The following is a 17,285-nucleotide window of genomic DNA, read 5'->3' on the forward strand; positions in this document are numbered from 1 at the left end:
GTATACCTAATGGCGAATCAGAAGAATCGAAGTGGTTTAATAAGAGATTACTGCCGGACTTTTCTGGGAAACTACGACCCCCGTCGTCCATATCAGGTGTTTCTACTCGAGTGCCAGTTGATCAGCCGGTCGACGACAAATCTCGTTATTGCTGCTGCCGTGTTCGTTGTTTTCGTTGCACCAATTGCGTGGGTGTCGGGAGAGACGAGCGGGTCGTCCGAATGGTCAGCCTTCGTTGTTCTCGAGGAAGGGCATACGATTTCAGCCGCCTACTGGTTTCACGGTATCGATATTTATGTCGTTTTGCTTCCGCTGTTCGCGTTCCTTTTCGGTTACGGTACAATTGCGTCAGAACGAGATGACGGGACGCTTACGGTGCTCGGATCACTTCCGATAACTCGGTTCGATATATACATTGGAAAGGCGCTCGCGCGAATATTCGTCTTTTCAGGAGTTGTGTTCGTCGGTGTTCTTGCCGGATCGCTCGGGGTATTCGCAGCGAATCCGATGACGGCGTCACCGCATGCCCACCTCCTGGCGAGTGTTCCGACTGTGCTTTTCGGCACTGCACTCGTCTCCATCGCTATCGCCGTGTCTGCACTTCTCTCCAGTCGGTTACACGCATTGAGTGGCGCGATTGTCGGCTATTTCGGACTGGTATTTGGCGCAGTGTGGACGCTCGGTTCTGCCCCACTGGCAATCGTCGGACATCCGTTTCACGGATATTCAGTGCTGATTGCAACACTCTTCGACACGATGTATCCATCACTCGGGGTCGCCCTCTCGAGCGGAAGCCAGTCACCGGACACCCTGTTGTTGCTGTTCGTGACGAAGCCGGTTGCCATCCTCGTTCTCTTCGCATGGATCTGCGGTTCGCTCGCGATCGGATACCTCGGATTTCGACGAGAGGTGATTCTATCGTGAAGTTGAGTACTTTCGTCGAATCGTCCGGTGGGACTGAGCGGACGACACCAACAAACACAGCCGCACAAGCGCGAATAGCGGCCGCAATCGCGACGATGGAAATTCGCCAGTTTCGATGGTCACGGCTGGTGGCTCTGTTCGTCGCTTTCTTCGGGTTCTCTGCTTGGCGAATTGCAAGCAGTATCCGCCCCGTCGAAGGTGAGGGAGGAAGGGGCAGTCGGTATACGTTCCTCGAATATCCGGAGACGTACGATGCCGCCTACGCCGTGTACGGCTTCATGAGTTATACGTTCCACGTGAATTCGTTCGTGTTCCTCGTTCCGCTGCTGGGCTTAGTACTCGGGTACGGAGCGGTCGTTACTCCTCGAGCGACCGGACAACTCAAAACCGTGCTTTCGTTCCCCTGTTCGCGCGCGGCCATACTACTGGGAACAGTACTCGGCAGAGGGATCATTCTTACAGCCGTGATCGGTACCGGTCTCCTCGTCGGCTGGATAACGATTCTCGTTCAATTCGAGACCGCCCAAGCCGGATTCTACGCCGCGTTCTCCGCGGCGACGATCGGGTACGGATTCGTCTGGTTGAGTATTGGGTTCGCCCTGTCGTCGCTATTCGCGACGCCACGACGAGTGGCGGCTGCGGTGTTCACGGTGTTTATCGGTTTCACGTTCAACTGGCACGAAATCGCCGTTAACGCTCTTGGGTTATTCCCTGACGCGTATAGTGTCGACCCACGACAGGCGTACCTGATCCTTGCTTCGGCCCCCTACGAAGAAATCATTCCGAAGGTCCACCTCGCGCCGCACGAGGATATCGACGGCTTCGGTACCACCGTTGTCGGAACACAGATCGCGGAGGTGGCCACGGTACCGCTACATCTTTCTTGGCCGGTTGCCGTCTGTGTCCTCGGGCTGTGGATTGTCGTCCCGCTGGCATTCACGTACAACAGACTCCGACGGCTATCACTCACGTAATTCACAATGACAGACGATACTCCCGCAATAGAATTCGATTCGGTAACTCGAACGTTCGGTCACATTACTGCCCTTTCAGACCTCTCACTCGAGGTTCGTCCTGGAGAACGATACGGCTTTCTCGGTCCGAATGGAGCCGGAAAAACGACAGCCATCGGCTTGTTGTTGAACTTCCTGCGCCCAACTGATGGAGCGGTTCGCGTTTTCGGTCAGGACGTACAGGCAAACGAACTCGCAGTGAAGTCCCGAACGGGTGCTCTCCCACAGGGATTTACCCCATACTCGAATCTCACGGGATACGAACATCTCGAGTTCGCGTGTTCGGTTCGCGGAGTCGACACTGACCCTGAAGACGTCCTCGAACGCGTTGGATTGCTGGATGCTGCGGAACAAAAGGCAGACGGGTACTCACAGGGTATGGTCCGTCGGCTTGGATTTGCGATGGCGCTTGTCGGCGAGCCCGACCTGCTAATTCTCGATGAGCCGATTGCCGGACTCGATCCGAGCGGCGCAGCTCGCATCCGAGAACTAATCCGCGAACAGAACGAGCGCGGAGCCACTGTGTTCGTTTCGTCGCATCAGCTTGCCCAAGTCGAGACCATTTGTGATCGAGTCGGCATCATCTCTGAAGGGACGATGGTCGCCGAAGCATCCGTGTCAGAACTCCAGGCCCGTATCGACGGAGGGCCACGACTCGTCATCACGTTGACGAACGAGCCGGTATCGGTGCCTGACGCTGTAATGCCAGTCGAGGGCGTCGAAGATGCGTGGATCGACGAGAGCCGAGTGATTGTCAGCTGCGAATCCGCAGGCGTTCGAACCGACGTACTCGTCGCTCTCGAAGAAGCTGGAATCGACGTCATCGATTTCGAGACCGAACGTGCATCACTCGAAGACGTCTTTGCTACGTACGCGGATACGGAAAACGTGTAAGCCGAAAACTCGAGATATGGGTATCAAACACGAGATACCGAGTGTCTCGGGAAGTCAGGTGACGTCTCGAAAGTAGGAGGGAAATCAGTAAAAGAGGACGCCAGCGTCACTCCCTAAGAAGAAATCAATTATTGTACGGAACCCAAGGGTACCCGAGTGATCAACTGTTCCTTCCACGTTCAGTTCGTTCCCATCGAACCACGTATCTTGACTGTGATCGGCGGTCGATTCCGGAATGATGGGGAAATCATTGTTGTAGTATTCAGCTTCCGCAGACGTAAGGGAGTCGTCCGAGCTGTCGACGTGCCACGTCGTGTTGAATGCATCCGGGATATCACAGTCGACTCCCGGCGGAAGATCACTACAGGGGAACCGATCGCCGAACTCCTCGCCGTCACACGTCTCCCCGTCAGCTGTTTCGAAAATGCCAATAGAGTCGTCGATATCGTAATCACCGCTAGTCGGCGTATACTCGATCGCGAGGTTTGTTCGGGCAAGGGGACCACACTCGCTCGATTCGGTTTGAACCCACGTTGCCGCGTCACCGAGGTTGCCGAGTTCCGGTTCCTCAGGGATGTTTATTTCAACATCGTCGCTCTGGTGTAGCGAATTATCACGCAAATGTTCCGCCAGGGTCGTCGTAGTCTCGGTTCGTTCAAGCGTGAAATCATTGCTTTCCAGCCGAGCCACGTCTTGCGCTTCAGTGACTTCGACTCCGCCCATCTCGTCGTAAGAGAGGCTGTAACTGACCTTCGTCGGATCGGCGTCTTCGTCTGCTCCCTCCGGGTTCACTTCGTGTACCGAATGGATTTTAGTGCGGACGATCTCGCGCTCTTTCCGTTTCAAAAATATTATCGAAGCTTCTTCTAGGTCGTCGTACCCGTCAGTATCGAGTGAGACCTCGTTTACTACACCCTCCTGCAGGTCGTCCGTTGCAACAGCACTTCCGGTCGCTCCGAAAAGTGCAACGGCAGATGCGGCGCTCGTTCGTTTAAGTAACGTTCGTCGGTCGATATTGAACCGTCCGTGACTATCATCAGACATTGCATTTTACGAGAATGTTGAGAGTTTAATAAATATAATTCGTGACGAACGACGTTGATCGACGTACGACATGGGCCAGCACTGTGATATCGAGTGTCTCACCCGCAGGACTGACGTGGTGTCTGATGAACGCTCAATTCACGAGAACAGACCGTCTGGATCTCAAAACCGGTTCCTTCGCGCATCGAAGGCAGGATCACCCGGGGCAGTCCACCACTCTTGAATCAGTCCGCCGCAGGCCCTTCTCCACCGACGTAGTCCCGCGTCGCGTCGACGAGCACCTGGCGGTAGCCGCTCGAGTCCGGATCCGCCGCCAGTTCCCGGAACCGACGCTTGAAGCCCTCGAAGTCGACCCCGGGGGCGTCCATCGCGGCGACGCGCGCGAGGTCGTACAGGCGGTGGTCGTCATCGACGAGGTCGTGGCGCTCGGTGAGCGCCAGCGCGAACGCGGCGTTGACGGCCGTGATCTCGGGATCGGCGCTCGCCGAGAGGCGCTCGTGTCCCGGTCGAGCGGGCGTCGGCGGCCGATCGGCGACGGCCATCGCGAGGCTGGACTCGAGGTACGAGAGGAGTTTCTCGCCGGGGCCGACGGCGAGCGTGATGTCGTCGGCGTAGATGTCTTTCATGTGGTTAGCGATCTGGTAGCAGTGAGCGAGTTTGCGTCGTTCGACGCTCTTGCCGGCGAGCGCGAGGTAGAGCACCTCCTCGGTCGACTGCGTGTGGGAGGGGTGTTCTTGCTCGTGGCGGGCCATGTGGGCGAACTCGTGGAGAGCGAGTTCCCGGGCCATGGCGCTCGAGGCGGCCTGTCGGGAGATGTTGAGCACGTGTCGGTCGTCGTAGTGGCCAGCCCAGGTCCGCTCGTCCGGGTCGTCGCGCAACTGGACGTACACCGGCAGCGAGAGGTCGTGTTCGGTTTCGAAGAGGTCGCGGGCGCTGAGAAACGGAGACGTGGGTCCAGGGCCTTGGACGCGTATATCCATGTGTGTAGGTACCAAGGGTTAGGACTGTATGTCTCTTACGCCCGCTCTCGCGGGCCACGATGGCATCGGCAGGCGACGAGTGGACACCGTAACGAGGAGACTCGTTGTGTGGCATTCACTCACGCAAACTGGATATTCAGGTCCGAGAGCGGAGGTACGCGTCGGATTCCGACGCCGACGAAACACTACCCTTTTGACCCCGCTAGCGGTAATGAGGGGTATATGGGCCGACGCAAGAAGATCGTCCAAGAGTGTGAACGGTTGATGGACGAACCGGAGAACATCCGGAACATCGCCATCGCCGCTCACGTCGACCACGGAAAAACGACCCTTTCTGACAACCTCCTCGCGGGTGCAGGCATGATCTCCGACGAGACTGCCGGCGAACAGCTCGCGATGGACACGGAGGAAGACGAGCAGGAACGTGGGATCACCATCGACGCAGCAAACGTCTCGATGACCCACGAGTACGACGACACCAACCACCTCATCAACCTGATCGACACGCCAGGCCACGTCGACTTCGGTGGCGACGTGACCCGTGCGATGCGCGCCGTCGACGGTGCGCTCGTCGTCGTCGACGCCGTCGAGGGTGCCATGCCACAGACCGAAACGGTCCTGCGCCAGGCACTCCGCGAGGGCGTCAAGCCGACCCTGTTCATCAACAAGGTCGACCGCCTGATTTCGGAACTGCAGGAAGGTCCCGAGGAGATGCAGCAGCGACTCGTCTCGGTCATCGGCGACGTCAACGAGCTTATCCGCGGCATGACCGAGGACATGGACGACGTCGACGACTGGACCGTCTCTGTCGAAGACGGCACCGTCGGCTTCGGATCCGCCCTCTACAAGTGGGGTGTCTCGATGCCCTCGATGCAGCGTACCGGCATGGACTTTGGCGACATCATGGAACTCGAGCGCAACGACGAGCGCCAGGAGCTCCACGACCGGACGCCGCTGTCGGACGTCGTGCTCGACATGGTCTGTGAGCACTTCCCGAACCCGGTCGACGCACAGCCACGCCGTGTTCCGCGTATCTGGCGCGGTGACGACGAGTCCGAACTCGCAGAGGGCATGCGCCTCGTCGACGAGTCCGGCGAAGTCGTCTTCATGGTCACTGACATCGGAATGGACCCACACGCAGGCGAAATCGCCTCCGGTCGTGTCTTCTCGGGCTCCCTCGAGAAGGGCCAGGAGCTGTACGTCTCCGGGACCGCGGGCAAGAACCGCGTCCAGTCCGTCGGGATCTACATGGGTGGCGAGCGCGAGGAAGTCGAGCGCGTCCCAGCAGGGAACATCGCAGCTGTCACCGGTCTGCGTGACGCCATCGCCGGCTCGACCGTCTCCTCGGTCGAGATGACGCCGTTCGAGTCCATCGAGCACATTTCCGAGCCCGTCATCACGAAGTCCGTCGAGGCACAGAACATGGACGACCTGCCAAAGCTCATCGAGACGCTGCGCCAGGTCTCCAAGGAGGACCCGACGATCCAGATTACCATTAACGAGGACACTGGTGAGCACCTGATCTCCGGACAGGGTGAACTCCACCTCGAGGTCATCACCCAGCGTATCGAGAAGAACCAGGGCATTCCGGTCATCACTGGTGAACCGATCGTCGTCTACCGCGAGCAGCCACAGCAGGCAAGCCCGGAAGTCGAGGGCATTTCGCCAAACCGTCACAACCGCTTCTACATCTCCATCGAACCGATGGCGGACGACCTCGTCGAGACGATCAAGCTCGGCGAAGCCTCGATGGACATGCCAGAGCAGGAACGCCGTGAAGCCCTGCAGGACGCCGGCATGGAGAAAGACGACTCCCAGAACGTCGAGCACATCCACGGGACGAACATCCTGCTCGACCAGACGAAGGGTATCCAGCACCTGAACGAGACGATGGAACTCGTCATCGAGGGATTCGAGGACGCCCTCGACAACGGCCCGCTCGCAAACGAGCCGGTCCAGGGGACGCTCATCCGTCTGCACGACGCCCGTCTCCACGAGGACACCATCCACCGTGGTCCGGCGCAGGTCATCCCTGCAACCCGTAACGCGCTTCACAACGCGCTGATCCACGGCAAGATCAAGCTGCTCGAGCCGATGCAGGACGCCCGTATCGACGTGCCAAACGACCACATGGGTGCCGCCTCCGGCGAGATCCAGGGTCGTCGTGGCCGCGTCGACGACATGTACCAGGAAGGAGACCTCATGGTCGTCGAGGGTATCGCACCCGTCGGCGAGATGATCGGTTTCGCGAGCGACATTCGCTCCGCGACCGAGGGTCGTGCTTCCTGGAACACCGAGAACGCCGGCTTCGAAGTCATGTCTGACTCCCTCCAGAGCGAGAAGATCATGGAGATTCGCGAGCGCAAGGGCATGAAGCTCGAACTGCCGGAAGCGATCGACTACCTCTAAGACTGGAACTGGACTGGGGCTTTGCCCGCAGTCAATTGGGTTCATTTTTTCGGTCGATGACTGCGATACGGTGAATTGTTGTGCCGTTCTGTGAGCGACTGTACCGTTGACTCTCAAAGTATTATGATCCCGTCATAAACGAGTTGCTGAGTTGACCGAACGTGTCGGACGACAGGACCATATCGTGGCCGTCAGTCGGTGTCCCCGTTTCTGTCGTTGCCGTTCTCAGCATTGCCGTCTTTCTCTGCAACTATCCGGACGTGAACTGCCGTTCGAGTGACGGTAACGGCACAGCCGCTGTATGTAAACGAGAGTTCCGCTTGTACCGCGTCGGACGTCTTCTCGTACAGTTCGTCCAGTTGCGTCGGATCGATGACGGTGTACAGGGGCGCGAGATCAAGTACAGGTGTGTTCGTGAGCGCGGCAACACCGCGAATAACCGTTTCGCTCGGTGACTGGTCGTCGGTAATCTCGTACGTCGATCGTGTGGCCGCCGGTACCGGTTCACCCTCACCGTCGTCACCGTTGCCACCGTCGGAGCGGAGTTCATCAGTCATCGTTAGAGTTCGAACGGGAGTTCACCGCTGAAGTGGTCGCTCTGGTAGTCCAGATGATCGAGGCGTGGTCCGAGCAACTCTCGGACGAGCACAACGAGTGGATTGGTCTCTCCCTCGCCGATCATCGCCGTCTCTGCCTTCGACCCGGTCGCCACCGGTTTGTCCCGCAGCGAAAGCATCACCTTATCGCGGTCGGCGACGATGAGTCGGCTAATCCGTGGATACCGCGACGGCTCGTTCATCCAGTCGAGTTGTGGCTCCCAGATCGTCGTTTCGGGAACGTGTTCACGGAAGAACTGACGGACATCGGCGTTCTGCGATCCGACACAGAACTCGACGCCGCGGTCCATCGCCTGCGTCGCGTGTGGCAGACAGCCCTCGTCGAGGAGATCGTCACTCCTGTAGATGAGAAAGAGTTCATCTTCGGCTCGATCGGCCAGTTCACGGCTGTAATCGTAGACCGCACCCGCTCCTTCGATCACGCCGATCGCGTCCGTATCGGTACTCCGTCTGCCGGCGAACCGCGAGAGAAACTCGTCGATCAGATCGAACGTCAGCCACTCAGGATCGATCGCGTCGTCTCGAGTGGACACGAGATTCTCGTCGGCGTCGTACTCGACCAGCCCTGCCTCCTTGAGCTGTGGAAGCTGGCTGTGGTGCAACGAGAGCGCCGTCCGGTCGAGTTCCCGATCGTAGGTCGTGGCATCGACGACCGTCGTGTCCCGTTCGACGAGTCGATGCGTCAGTTCGTCGACGGTGAGCGGGGCCGACGCATCGTCCAGGCAAGAGAGGATCGCACGGGTCTCTGGATCGGCGATCAGTCGAACCAGCTGTTCCTCGGGCATCGCCATAGATCGCTTTCGGTTGTTGGACAAATAAGAGTATTCGACTATTTTGTTTGTTGTTCAATAATCAATACTATTGTTGCTTGATGGATCTATCAGTGTGTCTGAAATGGAGAACGCCGGTACCGGTGGACTCGAGTATGGCCTCTCAGAGCGTGACTGCTCTCCGTCCCTCAGGCGGTCAGGAGTTTCGCGAAGAAGGGGACCATCGTACAGAGTGCGAGCAAGGCGAACCACCACGGCGAAAGGAAGACGATCATCGTGGCGAACCCGAGGCCGACAATCGAGGCGATGAGTTTCTGCTTGAAATCGATGTACATACTCGGTACTCGTTCTTGTGATCGAATCTCACTCCCGTACTACTACTCTGCCGATTTTGCCAGCCCCTCGTTCGAGCCGCGATACGTTTACCAGTTAACGTCGGATTTTATTAATAACTCGAACGACCATCGAACCATGGGAGTAGCGCAGCACGAAGTGACCGCAGACGACGGAACGACACTGAATCTCTGGGAGCTATCAGCGGATCAATCCGACACCGCCGTCCTGTTCGTACACGGCGCGTTGACGTGTTCTCGCGCGCTGTTCGCTCCACCGGTCGACGGTGACGACTCGTACTCGTGGCTTCACGCGGCGGCCGACGACCGAACCGCCTTCGCGCTCGACATTCGCGGGTATGGGGAGAGCGACCTCCCAGCAGCACTCGAGGAACCACCCGAAGCGAACGGGCCGCCAGTTCGTGCGACTGACGCGGTCCGAGACATTCGGGCGGCGGTCGAGTTCGTGAGCGAGCGGTTCGAGACGGTTCACTTCGTCGGGGTCTCCTGGGGGACGATAACGGGCGGAACGTATCTCGCCGAAAACGATCACGATTTCGCCTCGGCAACGCTGTGTGCGCCGGTTTACAAACCCGAGTACGAGTTCGAAGTCGGCATGCAAGGATTCGGGCTGGAGACGGATCTCGACGCCTACTTCGTTGAGCGGCGCGAGGAGGTCGAAGCGAGACAGGATCCCGATAACGAAGCGCTGTTCGAGGCGGTCTGGAATACGCAGGTCGAATCGAACCAGGGGCTGGAAGACGGCGACGGGTACCTCGCTCAGACTGGTGCGCTCGCCGATGTCCGAGAGGGATGTGAGGGGAATCCGGTGTACGACGCCAGCGAGATCGACTGTCCAACGCTCGTCGTCAGAGGGTCGGTCGACCAGGTCGCTGGTCGTGGCGACGCGCTGGCGCTGTACGACGAACTGTCGCTCCCGAACGACCAGAAGGAGTACGTCGAGATCGGTGGCGGCGACCACTTCGTCATGCACGGAGCGCGCCGCCACACGCTGTACGACGTGGTCGACACGTATCAACGCAGACACGAGGACGAAGCGGTCTGAGGCACTCGGTTTCTCGCTGGATTAGTGTACCACGAGCGCAGCCACGCTGTTCGATGGTAGATGTCTGACTTACCCTGGAGCCGAGTCGCAGGTTGACATATGAACATGATGTGTTTCGTACTAGTAGCGTCTAATTCATTGTTATGGCACGTCACACCACGAGGCGCAGTGTTCTCAAGGGTTCGACTGCAGCAGCTGCGGTCGGAACGACGCTGCTCGCGGGTTGTGTTACCGACGAGGGAAATGGTACCGGCGACCCGGACGAGCAGACGATTCGAATCGGCGCGTTCCAACCGACATCGGGGGACCTGGAATATTACGGCCAATCAGCGCTACAGGGATTCTACTGCGGGCTCGCGTACAAGTACGACGACGTCGAACCGGTCGACACCCTCTCGGCGGGCGAGTACACGGTTGACCCTGCGGACGGGCCGACGTTCGAGATAATCCTCGAGGATACGGCGTTCGATCCGGACACTGCACGGCGCGTGGCGGAAGACCTCGTCGTCGACGAGGATGTCGACATCCTGTTTGGGGGGACGTCGTCCGATAGCGCACGCCGTGTAATCGACACGATCGTCCCGGAGACTGACATTCCGTACCTCTGTGGACCGGCAGCGGATGGGGACATCACCGTTTCGGACGAGTACTGCCACGAACGCGTGTTCCGTGCAAGCGAGCACACCTCGATGGACGCGCGGTCCGGTGCGCGGTACGTCGCCGAGGAGATGGATATTTCGACGGTACAGCTGTTTGGCTCGGACAACGCGTTCGGTCGCGGCGGCGTGGAGAACTACACGGCCGTTCTCGAACAGTCCGACGACGTCGAAATTCTCGAACCGCGCTTTACGGAAGTTGGCTACTCCGAGTTCGAGGGAATGATGGACGAAGCCGTGGACGAAGGGGCCGACGCCGTCGGTGGCGTGTACACGTTCCAGACGCTCCCGCAGTTCATCGGCACCGCGATGGCGTACGACGTACAGATTTTCGGCGGCTTCGCGGAACTGGTCACGACACAGGTGCTTGGCGGTGCAGTCGTGGAGGCACTCGGCGAGGACTTCACCGCGGAAGATATCGAGGAATCCGGCTTGGGCCCGTTCACGACGCGATATCACTGGAACCAGTACGACAACCCGATCAACGACGCGTATATCGACATGAACGTCGAGACCTACGAACAGGTCCCGGACCTCCTCAGCGCCGGCACCTTCACGATCGCCTCCGCGCTGGTGCAGGCGCTGGAGGAGGCCGAAGACGCTAGCTCCGATGCGATCATCGACGCCCTGACTGGTATGACCGTGACGGACACGCCGAAAGGCGAGAACGGCTATCAGTTCCGCGAGGAGAATAACCAGGCGACTTCGGATATGACCGTCGCCTATCCGGTGCCGACGTCCGAGGAGTTCGAAGAGACCTGGGACGCTCCAATCATGCCGGGCGAACCGATCGAAACCGTGGCTGCCGACGAAGCGATGGTGCCGGCCGACGAGCTGGGTTGTGACCGCAGTTAGAGTCAACAATGTTACTCTCGACCACCAATTTGACGAAACAGTTCGGTGGGATCACTGCCGTCGACGGCGTCGATTTCACGCTCGAAGACGGACAGCTCTGTTCCGTGATCGGTCCGAACGGCGCCGGCAAAACGACGTTCTTCAATCTGATTACGGGTGAACTCGAGCCCACGTTCGGGACGATCGAGTTCGACTCCTCCGACGCGGGAACCGTCGAGATCACGGACGCCGATCCGGCGACGACCGCCCGGCTGGGACTCCACCGATCGTACCAGATAACAAATATTTTCCCGACGGTCTCGGTTCTCGAAAACGTCCGAATCGCAGTACAGGCCCACCGTGGCAACGACTCGTGGCGGTTTTGGCGGAACGTCAACAGCTTCGACGAACACTTCGAGGAGGCCCACACCATTCTGGAGCGGATCGGCCTGGACAACGACGCCAACATCGCTGCCCAGAACTTGAGCCACGGTGAGAAACGCAGTCTCGAGATCGGAATCGCGCTCGCCGGTGATCCGGACGTGCTGTTGCTCGACGAACCGACCGCCGGCGTCTCGAGCGAAGATATCGGGCGGCTCACCGACCTCATCGATGACGTCGCCGATGATCACGCGATCATGCTGATCGAACACAATATGGACATCGTGATGGACATCAGCGACCGCGTCGTCGTCCTCGACAACGGCGAACTTATCGCGGACGGGGTTCCGTCTGAAATTCGCGAGAGCGATCGGGTCCAGCAGGCGTATCTCGGCGGGTACGGGCAAGACGACGAAAGTGACGAACCCGCCGACGACTCGGAGACGGGGGTGGCGGCCGGATGAGTGTTCTCGAACTCGAGGACGTTCACACCTACTACGGCGAGAGTCACGTGTTACAGGGAGTTTCTCTCGATGTCGAAGAGCAAGAGATCGTCGCACTGATCGGGCGTAACGGCGTCGGGAAGACGACGACGCTCCGATCGATCCTCCAGTTGACGCCGCCTCGAGAAGGGACGATCCGTTACAGGGGCGAGGAGATCGTCGGGAAGGACACGCACGAAGTTAGCAACGACGGGATCGGCTGGGTCCCCGAAGAGCGGCGGATGTTCGGGTATCTGACCGTCGAAGAGAACATTCGGGTTGCAGTCAAACCGGACGACGACTTCGAGGCCCAGCGAGAGTACGTCTACTCGCTGTTTCCTGCGCTCGACGAGTTCAGCGAGAAGGAAGCGAGGAACTTGAGCGGCGGCCAACAGCAGATGCTCGCCATCGCTCGTGGCATGGTCGGACAGAACGAGTTATTGCTCGTCGACGAGCCGAGTGAGGGGCTGGCACCGATGATCGTCGACCAGGTCGTCGACGCGCTCGAAACGGCCTCGGAAGACACGACGATGATCCTCGTCGAGCAGAACTTCCCCCTCGCGATGGAGCTCGCAGACCGGTTCTACCTCATCGACCACGGGACCGTCGTCGAGTCCGGTTCCACGGAGGGTGTCACGGCCGATGACGAACGAATACGGAGGTATCTCAGCGCATGAGTCGTCGCGAGCGAGCTACCGTGAGAGGGCGACGCCGACAACCAACCCACTGTACAGGAGGTCGAGACGATGACGATTGAACTCACGACCGAGGTTCCGCTGGTAATCGATACGCTCGAACGGCTGTTCCAGCCGAGTACGATCGCACGGATCATCGTCGAAGGCCTCGGCAAGGCGGCCGTCTACTTCGTCCTCGCGGTCGGATTGACGCTCGTCTTCGGTCTGATGGGTGTGCTCAACTTCACCCACGGTGCGATGGCGATGCTCGGTGCGTACATCGGGGGACTCGTCATGGTCCTTTCCGTCTCCGACGGCACGGGTGCACTCGTTCGGATCGCGCTCTTCATGGTCGTGCTGGCGGTAGTCTTTGCACTGCTCACCGGCTTTGGGAGCGCTTTCGAGTACTCGCTGATCCGTCCGATCTACGATCGGACGCCGATGTACCAGATCCTTCTGACGTTTGGCGTCGCGCTGATACTCGAGGAGGTGACGCGGATCGTCGTCCTTTCGCAGGGAATTCAGCCCGAACCACCGTGGTCGGGAGCGATGGCGACGGCGCCGGCGGCCTTCACCGAGCGGTACGATATCCTCGGTGCACCAATCCGCGGCCTGTACGCGTTCGAAATCGTCCTCGGGATCGTAGCCGTTGTTGGCGTCTGGCTGTTCCTCAACCGGACGCTGTACGGGCTCTATATCCGTGCCGGGAGCGAGGACCCGGAGATGGTCGAGGCGCTCGGCATCGACGTTCGCCAGGCGTTTACGATCGTGTTCGGTCTCGGTACGGGTCTCGCCGGTATCGGTGGCGTGTTACTCATGTGGGACCCACTGTGGGGACCAAGCGCCCTGCTCGCCATCGACGTGTTGCTGTACGCGTTCGTCGTGGTCATCATCGGCGGCCTCGGCTCGTTCAAGGGCACGGTCGCGGCGGCAATCCTGGTCGGTATCGCAGACTCGTTCACCACGTGGCTGTTCGCCACCGGGATTGTCACGTTCACCGGGCTCCCGGAACTGACGATATTCGGTTTACTGGTAATCATGCTCATTATCCGTCCACAGGGACTGTACGGCGTCGAGGAGGTGGGGGGCCATTAGCCCGACTGACCGCGATCGTGACCGTGGCCGCGACCGCAACCCCGACCCCGACCCCGACCCCGACCGCAGCCGCGACCGCGAGCGAACCGCAGACGGCGGCGTCGAGACCACATCAGACCAGTCCGCCGAGCAGCGCTCGGCGACGGCCGTGAGTTCCAGCGACGAACACTGGATCAGGTCGTACGGCCGCGACCAGTTCCCACACGTGCTGGTCGTGCTCGGATTCGCGCTGTATCCGATACTGCTTGGCGTCCTCAACCGGACGCCGCTCGCGTCGGAAGCCAGCGCGTTCCTTCCGGGGCTCACCTTCATGATCATCGTCCTCTACATGGGACTGTTCGCGATCAGCTTCGACTTCATCAGCGGCTACACCGGCTACCTCTCGTTCGGCCACGCCGCGTTCTACGGAACGGGAGCGTACTTCGTGGTGCTCGCTGCGAACGGACAGGTCCCAGGCGTCCCGGAAGGGACACCGTTCATGGTTACGATGGTCCTCGGTGCGACCCTGGCGTTCGTCGTTGCGCTCGCCATCGGTGCCGTTTCGTTCCGGCTCACGGGCGTCTACTTCGCGATGCTTACGCTCGGCTTCGCGCAGGTGATGTACGAGTTCATCCGCCACTGGGGGTACGTCAGTTCGAACCCGACTGAGGGGGCGACGATTTCCTCCGGCGCAGACCTGTCGATCGGCGTTCCGTTCGTCGACTCGCTCAACTTCGCTGTCGGCCGCCTCTCCGGGGACAGCTTCGAGAACGTCCTCGGCCTGGGAATCGACGTTTCGGCGACGATGACGTCGTACTACGCGCTCGGCATCGTCGTCCTTCTGTCGTACTTCGTAATGCAGCGGATCATCCACTCTCCCTTCGGCAAAGTCATGATCGCGATCCGCGAGAACGAAGAACGTGCCAGAGCGGTCGGCTACAACGTCTTCTGGTACAAGATGGGTGCGTTCGCGACGAGCGCGTTCTTCGCCGCTATCGCCGGTGCACTGTTCGCCGCGTACGCGGGCGGGGCCTCGCCGGACAATTCCTTCTACTTCCTCGTCACGGCGGACGCGCTGATCATGGCGATCATCGGCGGTATCGGAACGCTCGCCGGACCACTGTTCGGCGCGCTGTTCCACGAGTGGTTCGAAGACATCCTCTCGACGGAGAGCGACGGACTCTCCACGTACCTCGAACAGCTCCTGCCGGAGAGCGTCCTCACCGCCGAGGTCGCGGGACTGACGATCAACGACTTCATCGGAACGTTCCTCGACGGTCGCGCCCCGCTGTATCTGGGGATCATCTTCGTGCTGTTCGTGCTGTTCGTCCCCAACGGACTGCTCGGTTCGATTCGAGATCGGCTCGGCGGGACGGTAAGCAAGCGGTTTCCGGCCGTTCTCGATCGTTACCGGCGATAAATCAGTTCTCTCTTTCCGCGTCCGCCGATCGATGTATCCGTCAGAAAGCGTGCGTCGAGCGATGTATCCGTCAGAAAGCGTCCGCCGATCGCTGTTCCGTCAGAAAGCGTCCGCCGATCGCTGTTCCGTCAGAAAGCGTGCGTCGATCGATGTATCCGTCAGAAAGCGTGCGTCGACCGCTGTTCCCGTGACAACGTGGTCGTCTTTCCGTGTGGCAGGCTTTCGGCTACTCCCGCTCGCCCGCACCGAGCGCCGACTCGCCGACCTTCTCGTGGCCCTCGATAACCTCCTGGCCACCCATATACGGCCGCAGCGCCTCGGGTACCGTGACAGTACCGTCCTCGTTCTGGTAGTACTCGAGTACCGCAACCATCACGCGCGGTAGTGCGAGCCCGGAGGCGTTCAGCGTGTGGAGGTAGTCGGCCGATTCGTGTCGCTCTGGGCGGTAGCGCAGGCCGGCGCGGCGGGCCTGGAAGTCTTCGAAGTTCGAGGCCGAGGAGACCTCAAGCCAGCGGCCGCCTTCGTCGGGCCCGTCGTCCATGTCGTCGGCGGGAGCCCAGATTTCGATGTCGTAGGTCTTGGCCGAGGCGAAGGTGAGGTCGCCGGTACAGAGTTCGAGGATGCGGTAGGGGAGGCCGAGTTGCTGAAGCACTTCTTCGGCTTCCGAGAGTAGTCCCTCGAGGCGGTCGTAGCTGTTCTCGGGTTCGACGAAGTTGACGAGTTCGACCTTGTTGAACTGATGGACGCGAACGATGCCGCGGGTTTCGGTGCCGTGCTCGCCGGCTTCGCGCCGGAAGTTCGGGGTGTATGCCTGGTGTTTGAGCGGAAGGTCGTCTTTGAGGAGGATGTCGTCGGCGTACATGTTGGTGACCGGCACCTCGGCCGTCGGGCAGAGCCAGAGATCCTCGTCCTCGTAGTCTTCCTCGTTGCTGCCGCCGAGTCGGTAGGCGTCGTCGGCGAACTTTGGCAGCTGACCGGTACCGCGCATCGATTCGCTGGTAACCGGCACCGGCGGGAAGAGGTCCACGTAGTCTTGCTCACGGTGGATATCGAGCATGAACTGGATCAGCGCGTGCTCTAAGCGTGCGCCGTCGCCCTTCAGGAAGTAGAAGCCAGAGCCCGTGGTTTTCGCGCCACGAGCCTCGTCGATGATGTCCATTTCCTCGCCGAGGTCGTAGTGGGGGACGATGTCGTCTGGAAGATCACGCATGTCGTCGAAGCCCCAGCGGCGGTCCTCGACGTTGTCGTCTTCGTCCTCGCCGACCGGGACGCTCTCGTCGGGAAGCTGTGGAATCTCGAGGAGCCGCTCGTCGAGTTCATCGCGGAGCTCGGCGGCCTCGGCCTCGACGTCCTCGATTTCGGCTTTGAGCTCCTTCGATTCCGCGATGGCTTCCTCGCGTTCCTCGTCTTTGCCTTCGGCGACGAGTTCGCCGATTGTGTCCGTGATCTCGTTTCGCTCGTGGCGGAGTTCGTCGCCGCGGGCTTTCAGTTCGCGCCAGCGCTCGTCCGTCTCGAGAAGGTCGTCGAGGTCAATGTCCGCGCCCCGGTTCTCGAGTGCCTCGCGAACGGCCTCGGGCTGTTCACGAAGCGTCGTTTGATCGATCATTGCCCGTGGGTTCTTTGTGGCCATCCAAAACCGTATCGGAAGGCGTCGTTGGCTGTGTCTGTCGCCGTGGTCGTTGTCTGTCGCCCGTCGGTTGCCGTCCGCCGTCTAT

16 protein-coding genes are annotated in these 17,285 nt (G+C 60.0%); 10 read left to right on the forward strand and 6 right to left on the reverse strand.

Going from position 1 to position 17,285, the window contains the following annotated elements; translation table 11 throughout:
• Positions 1–9: 9 nt before the first annotated feature.
• From NMAG_RS10355 to NMAG_RS10365, 3 genes are read left to right on the forward strand one after another with little or no spacing between them, the layout of a single operon-like run.
• The gene (locus NMAG_RS10355) at positions 10–924 is read left to right on the forward strand and encodes an ABC transporter permease (RefSeq protein WP_012996641.1); all 915 of its coding nucleotides are present in this window, start codon (positions 10–12) and stop codon (positions 922–924) included.
• On the forward strand, positions 921–1,898 hold the full coding sequence (locus NMAG_RS10360) for an ABC transporter permease subunit (protein ID WP_004267295.1): 978 nt from the start codon (positions 921–923) through the stop codon (positions 1,896–1,898). The genes NMAG_RS10355 and NMAG_RS10360 overlap by 4 nt, the downstream gene beginning before the upstream one ends.
• A gap of 6 nt (positions 1,899–1,904) precedes the next feature.
• Positions 1,905–2,831, forward strand: a complete 927-nt coding sequence (locus NMAG_RS10365; protein ID WP_004267294.1) for an ABC transporter ATP-binding protein — start codon at positions 1,905–1,907, stop codon at positions 2,829–2,831.
• Positions 2,832–2,915: 84 nt separating this feature from the next.
• Here the strand turns inward: NMAG_RS10365 and NMAG_RS10370 are convergent, their stop codons facing one another.
• Complete coding sequence (locus NMAG_RS10370) at positions 2,916–3,875, reverse strand: hypothetical protein (RefSeq protein WP_004267293.1); 960 nt, start codon at positions 3,873–3,875, stop codon at positions 2,916–2,918.
• A 224-nt stretch (positions 3,876–4,099) separates the two neighbouring features.
• Positions 4,100–4,855, reverse strand: coding sequence for a DUF5781 family protein (locus NMAG_RS10375; protein ID WP_004267292.1), 756 nt, complete (start codon positions 4,853–4,855; stop codon positions 4,100–4,102).
• A gap of 222 nt (positions 4,856–5,077) precedes the next feature.
• On the opposite strand from NMAG_RS10375, the gene NMAG_RS10380 reads away from it, so the two are divergent.
• Entirely contained in the window at positions 5,078–7,264 is a 2,187-nt protein-coding gene (locus NMAG_RS10380) for an elongation factor EF-2 (RefSeq protein WP_004267291.1), read from the forward strand.
• A gap of 191 nt (positions 7,265–7,455) precedes the next feature.
• Here NMAG_RS10380 and NMAG_RS10385 read toward each other — a convergent pair whose 3' ends face one another.
• The 3 genes from NMAG_RS10385 to NMAG_RS22105 form a co-directional block, all read right to left on the reverse strand.
• Complete coding sequence (locus NMAG_RS10385) at positions 7,456–7,821, reverse strand: HalOD1 output domain-containing protein (protein WP_004267290.1); 366 nt, start codon at positions 7,819–7,821, stop codon at positions 7,456–7,458.
• A gap of 2 nt (positions 7,822–7,823) precedes the next feature.
• The gene (locus NMAG_RS10390) at positions 7,824–8,672 is read right to left on the reverse strand and encodes a DUF7344 domain-containing protein (RefSeq protein WP_004267289.1); all 849 of its coding nucleotides are present in this window, start codon (positions 8,670–8,672) and stop codon (positions 7,824–7,826) included.
• A 167-nt stretch (positions 8,673–8,839) separates the two neighbouring features.
• Positions 8,840–8,986: a hypothetical protein gene (locus tag NMAG_RS22105; RefSeq protein ID WP_004267288.1), complete on the reverse strand. Its 147-nt coding sequence runs from the start codon at positions 8,984–8,986 to the stop codon at positions 8,840–8,842.
• Between the two features lie 136 nt (positions 8,987–9,122).
• Between NMAG_RS22105 and NMAG_RS10395 the strand changes: the two genes are divergently transcribed.
• From NMAG_RS10395 to NMAG_RS10420, 6 genes are all read left to right on the forward strand, one after another.
• The gene (locus tag NMAG_RS10395) at positions 9,123–10,049 is read left to right on the forward strand and encodes an alpha/beta hydrolase (RefSeq protein WP_004267287.1); all 927 of its coding nucleotides are present in this window, start codon (positions 9,123–9,125) and stop codon (positions 10,047–10,049) included.
• A 143-nt stretch (positions 10,050–10,192) separates the two neighbouring features.
• The gene (locus tag NMAG_RS10400) at positions 10,193–11,560 is read left to right on the forward strand and encodes an ABC transporter substrate-binding protein (RefSeq protein WP_004267286.1); all 1,368 of its coding nucleotides are present in this window, start codon (positions 10,193–10,195) and stop codon (positions 11,558–11,560) included.
• An 8-nt stretch (positions 11,561–11,568) separates the two neighbouring features.
• Positions 11,569–12,384: an ABC transporter ATP-binding protein gene (locus NMAG_RS10405; RefSeq protein ID WP_004267285.1), complete on the forward strand. Its 816-nt coding sequence runs from the start codon at positions 11,569–11,571 to the stop codon at positions 12,382–12,384.
• Entirely contained in the window at positions 12,381–13,079 is a 699-nt protein-coding gene (locus NMAG_RS10410) for an ABC transporter ATP-binding protein (RefSeq protein WP_004267284.1), read from the forward strand. Before NMAG_RS10405 ends, NMAG_RS10410 begins: the two co-directional genes overlap by 4 nt.
• Before the next feature lie 69 nt (positions 13,080–13,148).
• Positions 13,149–14,171 (forward strand): branched-chain amino acid ABC transporter permease, encoded by a 1,023-nt coding sequence (locus NMAG_RS10415; protein WP_004267283.1) that lies wholly within the window; start codon positions 13,149–13,151, stop codon positions 14,169–14,171.
• A gap of 148 nt (positions 14,172–14,319) precedes the next feature.
• Entirely contained in the window at positions 14,320–15,570 is a 1,251-nt protein-coding gene (locus NMAG_RS10420) for a branched-chain amino acid ABC transporter permease (RefSeq protein WP_004267282.1), read from the forward strand.
• A 226-nt stretch (positions 15,571–15,796) separates the two neighbouring features.
• Here NMAG_RS10420 and serS read toward each other — a convergent pair whose 3' ends face one another.
• Positions 15,797–17,176, reverse strand: coding sequence for a serine--tRNA ligase (gene serS / locus NMAG_RS10425; protein WP_004267281.1), 1,380 nt, complete (start codon positions 17,174–17,176; stop codon positions 15,797–15,799).
• Positions 17,177–17,285: the final 109 nt, after the last annotated feature.

It is taken from the genome of Natrialba magadii ATCC 43099 (assembly GCF_000025625.1).
GTDB lineage: Archaea > Halobacteriota > Halobacteria > Halobacteriales > Natrialbaceae > Natrialba > Natrialba magadii.

Excerpts from the sequence above, each read along its gene's own strand:
- NMAG_RS10355 (WP_012996641.1), top strand. The coding sequence starts at position 10 with ATGGCGAATCAGAAGAATCGAAGTGGTTTAATAAGAGATTACTGCCGG.
- NMAG_RS10365 (WP_004267294.1), top strand. The coding sequence starts at position 1,905 with ATGACAGACGATACTCCCGCAATAGAATTCGATTCGGTAACTCGAACG.
- NMAG_RS10370 (WP_004267293.1), bottom strand. The coding sequence starts at position 3,875 with ATGTCTGATGATAGTCACGGACGGTTCAATATCGACCGACGAACGTTA.
- NMAG_RS10375 (WP_004267292.1), bottom strand. The coding sequence starts at position 4,855 with ATGGATATACGCGTCCAAGGCCCTGGACCCACGTCTCCGTTTCTCAGC.
- NMAG_RS10380 (WP_004267291.1), top strand. The coding sequence starts at position 5,078 with ATGGGCCGACGCAAGAAGATCGTCCAAGAGTGTGAACGGTTGATGGAC.
- NMAG_RS10385 (WP_004267290.1), bottom strand. The coding sequence starts at position 7,821 with ATGACTGATGAACTCCGCTCCGACGGTGGCAACGGTGACGACGGTGAG.
- NMAG_RS10390 (WP_004267289.1), bottom strand. The coding sequence starts at position 8,672 with ATGGCGATGCCCGAGGAACAGCTGGTTCGACTGATCGCCGATCCAGAG.
- NMAG_RS22105 (WP_004267288.1), bottom strand. The coding sequence starts at position 8,986 with ATGTACATCGATTTCAAGCAGAAACTCATCGCCTCGATTGTCGGCCTC.
- NMAG_RS10395 (WP_004267287.1), top strand. The coding sequence starts at position 9,123 with ATGGGAGTAGCGCAGCACGAAGTGACCGCAGACGACGGAACGACACTG.
- NMAG_RS10400 (WP_004267286.1), top strand. The coding sequence starts at position 10,193 with ATGGCACGTCACACCACGAGGCGCAGTGTTCTCAAGGGTTCGACTGCA.
- NMAG_RS10405 (WP_004267285.1), top strand. The coding sequence starts at position 11,569 with ATGTTACTCTCGACCACCAATTTGACGAAACAGTTCGGTGGGATCACT.
- NMAG_RS10410 (WP_004267284.1), top strand. The coding sequence starts at position 12,381 with ATGAGTGTTCTCGAACTCGAGGACGTTCACACCTACTACGGCGAGAGT.
- NMAG_RS10415 (WP_004267283.1), top strand. The coding sequence starts at position 13,149 with ATGACGATTGAACTCACGACCGAGGTTCCGCTGGTAATCGATACGCTC.
- serS (WP_004267281.1), bottom strand. The coding sequence starts at position 17,176 with ATGATCGATCAAACGACGCTTCGTGAACAGCCCGAGGCCGTTCGCGAG.